General features: G+C 36.4%; 9 protein-coding genes. 8 read left to right on the top strand and 1 reads right to left on the bottom strand.

The window, feature by feature from the left end; genetic code table 11:
• The 8 genes from VNJ50_RS13755 to VNJ50_RS13720 all read left to right on the top strand — a co-directional run.
• Positions 1–880, top strand: an 880-nt coding sequence (locus VNJ50_RS13755) for an alanine:cation symporter family protein (protein ID WP_325582868.1), incomplete at its 5' end; no start/stop codon positions are given.
• 115 nt (positions 881–995) lie between these two features.
• Entirely contained in the window at positions 996–2,903 is a 1,908-nt protein-coding gene (acs, locus tag VNJ50_RS13750) for an acetate--CoA ligase (RefSeq protein ID WP_325582867.1), read from the top strand.
• A 9-nt stretch (positions 2,904–2,912) separates the two neighbouring features.
• Positions 2,913–4,013: a HAMP domain-containing sensor histidine kinase gene (locus VNJ50_RS13745; RefSeq protein WP_325582866.1), complete on the top strand. Its 1,101-nt coding sequence runs from the start codon at positions 2,913–2,915 to the stop codon at positions 4,011–4,013.
• A 3-nt stretch (positions 4,014–4,016) separates the two neighbouring features.
• Complete coding sequence (locus tag VNJ50_RS13740) at positions 4,017–5,342, top strand: sigma-54 dependent transcriptional regulator (protein ID WP_325582865.1); 1,326 nt, start codon at positions 4,017–4,019, stop codon at positions 5,340–5,342.
• 428 nt (positions 5,343–5,770) lie between these two features.
• Positions 5,771–6,196, top strand: a complete 426-nt coding sequence (locus VNJ50_RS13735) for a GreA/GreB family elongation factor (RefSeq protein ID WP_325582864.1) — start codon at positions 5,771–5,773, stop codon at positions 6,194–6,196.
• The gene (locus VNJ50_RS13730; protein WP_325582863.1) at positions 6,184–6,561 is read left to right on the top strand and encodes a hypothetical protein; all 378 of its coding nucleotides are present in this window, start codon (positions 6,184–6,186) and stop codon (positions 6,559–6,561) included. Before VNJ50_RS13735 ends, VNJ50_RS13730 begins: the two co-directional genes overlap by 13 nt.
• 128 nt (positions 6,562–6,689) lie before the next feature.
• Entirely contained in the window at positions 6,690–6,938 is a 249-nt protein-coding gene (locus tag VNJ50_RS13725) for a hypothetical protein (RefSeq protein ID WP_325582862.1), read from the top strand.
• A 228-nt stretch (positions 6,939–7,166) separates the two neighbouring features.
• Entirely contained in the window at positions 7,167–7,967 is an 801-nt protein-coding gene (locus VNJ50_RS13720) for an NYN domain-containing protein (protein WP_325582860.1), read from the top strand.
• A gap of 45 nt (positions 7,968–8,012) precedes the next feature.
• Here the strand turns inward: VNJ50_RS13720 and VNJ50_RS13715 are convergent, their stop codons facing one another.
• A complete protein-coding gene (locus tag VNJ50_RS13715; RefSeq protein ID WP_325582858.1) occupies positions 8,013–9,554 on the bottom strand; it encodes an acyl-CoA carboxylase subunit beta in 1,542 nt (513 codons plus the stop codon).
• Positions 9,555–9,864 lie beyond the last annotated feature (310 nt).

Genomic DNA, 9,864 nt, shown 5'->3' with positions numbered 1-9,864 from the left:
CAATCAGTTAAAACAAGCAATTAATTATATTTTATTAGAACCCAACGGAGTTGCCGAAACCAGTACTTCTAATTTTATTATAGGATTGGTCTTGGTGGCAATTACTGCGGTTGTTATTTTGGGTGGTCTGGATAGAATAAGTAAAACAGCATCAAAATTGGTACCCGGGATGGTCCTGCTATATTTTGTTTTAGTAATGATCATTCTAGGTGTTCATATAGATGAAGTTCCAAAATATCTTGCATTAATGTTCACCGATGCGTTTTCGGCTGATAATTTTAAAGGCGATTCATTTTTAGGCGGGGCTTTAGGCGGATTGATTTTGTTGGGCGTCAGACGAGGTGCTTTTTCAAATGAGGCCGGTATTGGTACAGCACCTATGGCCCATGGCGCCACAAAAACTACAGAACCTGTCCGCGAAGGATTAGTGGCCATGCTAGGGCCGGCCATTGATACACTTGTGGTATGTACCTTAACAGCCCTTGCTATTTTGGTGACCGGTGTTTGGCAAACCAGTGAAGTTAACGGTGTCAGTTTAACGGCCGCTGCATTTAATGATGCCATTCCGGTATATGGCAATTACTTGTTGCTTATTTGTATTGCTACCTTTAGTATATCGTCCTTATTTACGTATTCCTATTATGGCACCAAATGCATGTCCTTTTTGTTTGGAGCGCACAACAAGCATTATTATAATTATTTCTATATAGCAAGCATCATTCTTGGAGCTATCACACCTTTAAGTATGATGCTCAATCTTATTGATGGCACGTTTGCTTTGATGGCAATTCCTACGATGACAGCAACCATTCTATTGGCCCCCAAAGTCATTAGGGAAATTAGAGCTTACGGCAAGCGGATGCAGGCCCAAAACAAATAGTAAACTTTAAAAATTGTTGCACTAAAAATTTATTGATATTTTTGAAAGGATATGCCTTAAGATTGATAATTTTAAAAAATTAAAAAATACAACTTTAAAACTAAGCCAGATACAAATGAGTCATTACAGTATTAAAAATTTTGAAGAGTACTTTCAAGTCTATAGAAAATCAGTTCGTGAGCCTGAAAATTTTTGGGCTGAAATTGCGGAAGAGCATTTTTTATGGCGTAAAAAATGGGATAAAGTATTAACGTGGGATTTTAAAAAACCAGAAATCAAATGGTTTGAAGGAGCAAAATTAAACATTACGGAAAACTGTCTTGACAGGCACTTGTTAAATCGTGGTAATAAAACAGCGATTATTTTTGAACCTAATAACCCCAATGAAGAAGCACAGCACATAACTTACAGAGAACTTCATAAACGTGTTTGCAAAATGGCTAATGTGCTCAAAGATCAAGGTATCAAAAAAGGCGATAGGGTTTGTGTCTATTTGCCCATGATTCCCGAATTGGCAATAACGCTATTGGCATGTGCTCGTGTGGGCGCCATTCATAACGTGGTTTTTGCAGGGTTTTCGTCTAAGGCATTGTCAACGCGAATTAATGACAGCAATTGTAAAATGGTCATTACATCTGATGGGTCTTTTAGAGGAGATAAAAGTATTGACCTTAAAGGAATTGTAGATGAAGCGCTTAGAGAATGCGATCATGTTGAGAAAGTACTGGTAGTAAAACGTACCAATGCAGACGTAGCAATGGTTGAAAACCGCGATATCTGGTTGCAACCATTAATGGATGAAGCTTCAGATAATTTTGATGCCGAAATCATGGATGCCGAAGATCCTTTATTTATTCTATATACATCAGGTTCTACCGGAATGCCAAAAGGAATGGTTCATACTATTGGTGGCTATATGGTTTACACAGCATATACTTTTAAGAATGTTTTTCAATATAAAGAGGATGATATCTATTGGTGTACGGCTGATATTGGATGGATTACCGGACATAGTTATATTGTGTACGGACCTTTGGCAAATGGCGCTACAACGGTGATGTTTGAAGGTGTTCCGCAATATCCTGATTTCAGTCGTTTTTGGAAAACAATCGAAAAACATAACATCACACAATTTTATACTGCACCAACCGCCATTCGCGCATTGGCCAAACAAAATCTTTCATTTGTTGAAAATGTCGATTTATCCTCTCTGAAAGTTTTGGGATCGGTAGGAGAGCCCATCAACGAAGAAGCATGGCATTGGTACAATGATATTATAGGAAAACGTAAAAATCCTATTGTTGATACCTGGTGGCAAACAGAAACCGGTGGTATCATGATTTCGCCTTTACCATATGTCACACCAACAAAACCAACGTATGCCACATTACCGTTTTTAGGAATTCAACCTGCCATTGTCAATGATGAAGGTGTCGAATTGAAAAATAATCAGGTAGAAGGCCGTTTGTGCATTAAATTTCCATGGCCTGGAATGGCGCGTACCATTTGGAATAATCATCAGCGTTATAAAGAAACTTATTTTTCTACCTACGAAAACATGTATTTTACTGGAGATGGCGCTTTGCGCGATGAAGTAGGTTATTACAGAATTACAGGTCGCGTAGACGATGTGGTCATTGTTTCTGGGCACAATTTAGGAACAGGACCATTAGAAGATGCCATCAACGAGCATCCCGCAGTTGCAGAAAGTGCTATTGTTGGATTTCCTCATGATATTAAAGGAAATGCACTTTATGGTTATGTGACTTTGAAAGAAACGGGCGAAAGTAGGGTCCAGGACAATTTGCGCAAGGAAATTAACCAATTGATTTCAGAGCGAATTGGCCCAATTGGTAAGCTCGACAAAATTCAATTTACAACCGCTTTACCAAAAACAAGAAGTGGTAAAATTATGCGTCGTATTCTTCGTAAAATTGCCGAAAACGACATCTCTAATTTAGGGGATACCAGTACATTGCTCAATCCAGAAGTGGTACAGCAAATTATTGATGAAAGGATTTAAAGCCATTTTATGGGCGCCATTATTTCTATAGAAGATAAATTAAAAGAGCGTATTAAGGAACTCACTTGTCTTTACAATGTGAGTTCCTATATTGCCAACTGTAATTTTTTTGATTTCGAACCCACTTTTAAAGCTATTGCTCTAAGCTTAAAAGAAGCAGTTCTTTATAGCAAAGATGCATTTGTCGAAATTAATTATGGAGATAAAGTGGTACATGAAGGCAAAAAAATCAACCAAAATGTATTTATTTCGGCTGTAATAAAAGTTTTTAATCTTCCTTATGGTTCTATAAAAGTCAAATATCCTAAGCCTAAATACAGTGAACTCGATTTTTTGGAAGAAGAAAAACAATTAATCCATTCCTTGGCTTTTGAAATTGGTAATCTTATCGAGAGAAAAGAAATAATTGACAAAGAAGAACGCACCAAGCGCCAAATGGAACGCGCCGACAGATTATCAATTTTAGGAGAAATAACCGCCGGAATTGCCCACGAACTCAATACGCCACTTGCCAATATATTAGGCTTTTCAGAATTACTTAAAGAGCGTTTTGTTGATGAAGATGAAGCCATGCACGATTTGGATAAAATAGTGCACAGTGCTATTTTTTCGAGAGAAGTGGTCAAGAAATTGATGTTTTTTTCATGCGAAATGCCACAGCAAATGGAGTTGGTTAATATTGATCCAATTATTGCAGATGCCATCCATTTATTGTCGCCGAATTTTAATAAAAAAAATCTGAAATATCGTTTAAACTTCAGCGAAGACACCATTTATTTACGAGTGGATGCCATCCAACTAACCCAGGTGGTTTTTAATTTGGTAATTAATGCCATTTATTTTTCACCACAAAATGGCCAAATAACGATTGATGTTTCCAATCATGAAAGAGAAGTAGTTTTGGTCATTAAAGATGAAGGAAAGGGCATTCCTGATGCTATTTCAGAATTTATTTTCAATCCGTTTTATACTACAAAACCTGTTGGTGAAGGTTCCGGACTAGGTCTGAGCGTGGTACATGGCATTATGAAAAGCCATAAAGGAACCATAAAACACGAGTCTAATCATCCAAAAGGCACTATTTTTACATTGACATTTCCAAAAATATAAGTCATGCCGCAGGAACAAGAAAACATATTGATAGTTGATGATGACGTACATATTCTTGAACTTATCCAAAGGCATTTGCAAGCGTTGCATTTTAATACCTTTAAAGCGGTTTCGGTAAAAGATGCCATTGGTATTTTAAAAAATAAACCTATTGATTTGTTGATTACAGATCTTCAAATGCCCGATGTGGACGGTCTGCAATTGGTCAAATATGTGTCTGAGCATTTTCCTGAAATCCCAAAATTGGCTGTCACCGGATTTCCTTCCATCGATGGTGCTTTAAATGCCATGAAATCAGGGGTTATGGATTATTTGATAAAACCCTTTACCAAGGAAGAGTTAAAAAATGCCGTTCAAAAATCACTTGCATTACGTCCTGCCAAAGCGTATAAAACGAAAAAAAATGTGTTTATTAATCCTGTTTTTGATGAGCTCATTGGGCAATCGGACGAGATGCTCAATGTCATGAATATCATTGATAAGGTTAAGGACAATAAAGCCACTATTTTTATAAAAGGAGAAAGCGGAACAGGTAAAGAGCTGATTGCCCGTGCAATTCATTATTCAGGGAAATTTGCCGCAGCACCATTTATTGCTGTCAATTGTGGGGCCATTCCCGAAAGTCTGCTCGAAGCAGAATTGTTTGGTTATGCTAAAGGTGCTTTTACCGGAGCCAATAATAACCGCAGTGGATTTTTTCAGGCCGCAAATAAAGGCACTCTTTTTTTGGACGAAATAGGAAATGCGTCCATGGCAACACAGTTAAGTTTGCTTAGAGTGCTCCAGCAAAAGGAAATTATGCGCGTGGGTTCTCAAAAAGCAGAAAAAATAGATGTAAGAGTCATTGCGGCTACCAATGTCGATTTAAAAGAATTGATCAAAAACGGACGTTTTCGGGAAGATTTGTACTATCGGCTTACGGTGGTTCAAATAGAAGTGCCGCCGTTGCGGGATCGAAAATCTGACATTCCACTTTTGGTCGATAAATTTCTTTTTAAATACGGCGTAGAATATAAAGATCGAATTGTTGACATATCCGATGAAGCTTTATTGGCACTAACCCGTTACGACTGGCCAGGAAATATTAGGGAGCTTGAAAACAGTATTCAACGCGCTGTTATTATGTGCGACAAACGCATTGAAATCAGCAATTTACCCAAACATTTAAAGTTTCAAATTGATTTTCCAAAACAGGATATATTTCTTTCGCTTAAGGAGATTGAAAAACGGCATATATTGATGGTTCTTGAAGCGACCAATAACAATAAAACCAAGGCGGCAGAGATTCTTCAAATTGATAGAAAAACACTTCGTGATAAAATAAAGTAATTACCTCTTGCGAGATAAATAACCCCACTGGGTATTTCTGCCCCATTTCCTGAAATTTCAATTTAATTATATTTATACGTAAGTATCTCATTTTATGATGTTTGTGGATTCTGGTAAGAATGGATTATTTAACGGCACATCTATTGCACGCTTCATGGCATTTTAAAACCTTAATTATGAATACTTTAAAAAACACTTTATGCACCTCGTGTGAGCATGTCGTTTATTGCTGTTTGACCACAGATAAAAGTTCGGTTTATTCTTGTTGCGATTATGAAGTTTCCAAATATAAAAAAAGTGTTGGCTAACAATAAAGAGGTGAAAAATAGATTGCTTTTTCTGCATAAAGTGGACAATTTTGACGTTTATATAAGGTATAAAAACAATTTAAAACCTGTTTATCCCTGCGGCCGTCTCAAAATAAAGTTATGAAATACGGTAAACTACTTTTAGAAAAGAAGGAATATGTCATGATTAAGCAATTGCTGAATCTTACGAAGGATCATAAAGATTCGTTCCAAAAAGAATCATTGACAAAATTTGCGAAAGAAATTGAAAGTGCCAATATCTTGGATGATGATAAAATGCCCGAAGATGTCGTACGCATCAATTCAGAAATAACGGTGGCCACAAATGATGGTTGGCAATATACTTTTCAGCTTGTTTTACTGGCCGAAAGTAATAATTCAGAAAAAAAAATCTCACTGCTAACACCCATGGGCGTAGCAGTTTTGGGATACTCAAAAGATGACAAGATCAGTTGGAAATTTCCGGGTGGAAACAAAGACATTGTTATTTTAAACATTAGACAAAATAATATAACAAAATTAAATATAGTACAATGGAACCATTGATTAATTATGGCAATGAAACAGACGATGAACTTGTTAAAAGACACATGCGTCGAGAACTTCAAACATGGATATCCAATTTGGAAACCATGAACAAAGAATCGGAACAATTAGAGAAAATAGCCCTTAAAAAGCTTAATGATAAAGTATTGCGGGATGTTTTATTGGACAATAATAATGACAATATTAATCTTCTGAACGAATTTTATACTTATCGGAATGTTATGAATAATGTACGAGAATGTGATGAATTGGAGTGTGATCAGTTTTATTTACTCCAACACGACCAAGTTTTTGAAAAATATGTTGAATGTGTCGATAAATACCAAACTATAAAAGATAAAGTATATCAAAAACTATTGGACTAAACTTTTTATCTCACTAAACAAATCCAAAAGAATAAAAATTACTTAGGTGCAAATATGTTAAGTAAAATTATTCTTTTTGGATTTTGCATTTTGAAAGATATATTGAGCAATATTTTAAAAAATTAATTATGATCAAAAATGAAACCTGTAAAATGTGCGGTTCAGATAAGATTATTCAAGGAGTTAAGATGTTAGATTTCGGTCATGCAAATATAAAAAGAAGCTTATCCTTGGAAGTTGATAAATCAAAAGGTTTTTTTCATAAAAACATTGAAAAAAGTGATATATCAACCAATGTCTGCGGAAATTGCGGGAATATAGAGCTTTATGCAATTAATTATCACGAATTATGGGAGTTTTACAATAGTAACAAATAAAAATCGATCACCCATAACATATTGCATTGTAGCGACTTTCATTTTTTTGTTAGCAAATTTGGGTAATTGTTTTTATCTCTATAAATCCGTGTAATCCTGGGATAATTTCATATTTCCAATATTTTTATTTTTCTGGAATATCGCAAATGCTTACAGATTTAGAATGATTTGCCTATAAATTAATGGTATCTTTAGCACTCTATAACTTTTTAAAATCAATTCCTTTTCATGGATATCAAACTGGCAGTATTAATAGATGGCGACAATATTCCTTCGGCATATGTAAAGGAAATGATGGAAGAAATAGCTAAATATGGCAACCCAACTATCAAGCGTATTTATGGTGATTGGACCAAACCCCATCTTTCTAAATGGAAAACTTTGTTATTGGAAAATGCCATTACGCCCATTCAGCAATACGGTTATACCGTTGGCAAAAACGCGACAGATTCAGCGATGATCATTGACGCTATGGATATTCTTTATTCAGAAAAGGTTGATGGTTTTTGTTTGGTATCGAGTGATAGCGATTTTACCCGGCTTGCCACCCGACTTCGTGAAGCAGGCATGAAAGTTTATGGTATTGGTGAGAAGAAAACGCCAAATCCGTTTATTGTAGCTTGTGACAAGTTTATCTATATCGAAATTCTTAAAAATCAACCAGAAGAGGAAGCTAGTTTATCCAACGAAAAATCAAAATCTACTAAAAACAGTAATATTGATACGATAACAGAAAAAGACATCAAGTTTATTGCTGCTACCATTGATGATGTTGCCGATGATGACGGCTGGGCTTTTTTGGGTGATGTTGGTGGCTTATTGCAAAAGAAACAACCCAATTTTGATTCTCGTAACTTTGGTTTTCAGAAACTGACACCGTTGATCAAATCTATAAAAGAATTTGAAATTGAACGCCGTGAAGATTCCAAAGGCCATTACAAATTGATTTATGTCAGAATTAATGAAAATCAACAAAAGTCTAAATCGAAACCAAAGAAATTACCTAGCAATAACAAGAAGCCCATTTAAAAACCTTGATTTTAAAAAGGTTAATGATATATCTTAACAAGGGATTTACAGCGGAATATTCCCATGCTTTCTTTTTGGTACGTCTACTTTTTTGTCTTTCAGCATAGCAAATGCTTTAATTAATTTACGTCGGGTGTCTTTTGGAAGGATGACTTCATCGATAAATCCGCGTTCTGCTGCGCTATATGGATTTGCAAAAAGCTCTGCATATTCGGCTTCTTTTTCTTTCCACTTGGCATCTTTATCTTTGGCATTGTTGATGTCCTTTTTAAAGATAATTTCTGCAGCACCTTTAGCGCCCATCACGGCAATCTCTGCGCTAGGCCACGCAAAATTCATATCGGCACCAATGTGTTTGGAATTCATTACATCATAAGCGCCGCCATAAGCTTTTCGGGTAATTACCGTTACGCGCGGGACGGTAGCCTCGCTAAATGCATAAAGCAGTTTGGCACCATGTACTATAATACCATTCCATTCTTGATCGGTGCCCGGTAAAAACCCAGGAACATCTTCTAAAACTAATAACGGGATGTTGAAACAATCACAAAAACGTACAAAACGTGCTGCTTTCTTTGAACTGTTGACATCCAAAACACCAGCCAGATACATCGGTTGATTGGCAACAATACCTATACTTCTGCCGCCCAATCGTGCAAAGCCCACAATAATGTTTTCGGCATAATCCTTATGGATTTCATAAAACGAATCGGTGTCAATAATCCCGTTGATCACACTGTGCATATCATAAGGTTTATTGGCGTTGTCAGGAATAATATCAGACAGTTCCTCTCGAAATTCATCCTCAAAATCATAAGGCAATAGCGAAGGAGTTTCGGTATTATTTTGCGGAATATAGCTCATGAGTTTTTTAATATTCTCCAAGCATTCCACATCATTGGACGACGTGATATGCGCCACGCCAGATTTTGTAGAATGTGTACTGGCACCTCCCAACTCTTCTGAAGTTACATTTTCATTGGTCACCGTTTTAACGACATTTGGACCCGTAACAAACATATAACTGGTATCTTGGACCATAAGTGTAAAATCGGTCATCGCAGGGCTATAAACCGCACCGCCAGCGCAAGGTCCCATAATGGCCGATATTTGCGGAATGACTCCCGAAGCTTGTACATTTCGGTAAAAAATATCGGCATAACCACCTAAACTTCGAACACCTTCTTGAATTCTCGCACCACCCGAATCATTTAATCCGATAATTGGTGCGCCAACTTTAACAGCCAAATCCATGATTTTACAAATCTTTTCGGCATGGGTTTCTGATAAAGAACCTCCAAAAACCGTAAAATCTTGTGCAAAAACATATACCAGTCTACCATTTATGGTGCCATAACCTGTGACAACGCCATCTCCGTAAAACTGCTGATCTTCCATTCCAAAATCTTTCGTGCGATGCGTTACCAAAGCGCCAATTTCTTCAAAAGAACTGTCATCAAGCAGATAGAGTACGCGTTCTCTTGCGGTCAGCTTTTTTTGTTTGTGCTGTTTATCAATGCGCTCTTGTCCGCCACCAAGATAGGCTTGGGTAAGTTTTTCGTTAAGATTTTTTATTTTTGATTCCATGTTTATTTTTGATAATTATCTGCATTCGATTTCGTTACTGGGATACAGATAATAATGATTTTATGAGTTTTACACTGATTTTCTTTGGACACAAATGGTACGAATTACACTAATTTTCAATTTCGGCTTCTCCAGATAACTCTATCGTCTGTATCTATGTCATGAACTTTATTTGTTAAGTCGTTTCAACTTCAATTTCAATTTCAACTTCAATTTCAATTGGGAATTCTCAATTTTTTCTGATCTTCCAAATAGCGTCTCACTGCAATCATCGCTGCCAATTGTGCTTCTTCTTTTTTGTGTTCATGAA

Origin of the sequence: Gelidibacter sp., assembly GCF_035577925.1 — a bacterium.
In the GTDB taxonomy this organism is placed as follows: Bacteria; Bacteroidota; Bacteroidia; order Flavobacteriales; family Flavobacteriaceae; genus Gelidibacter.
The sequence above is the reverse complement of the archived record's forward strand: the minus strand, read 5'-3'. Positions and strand labels throughout refer to the sequence as shown.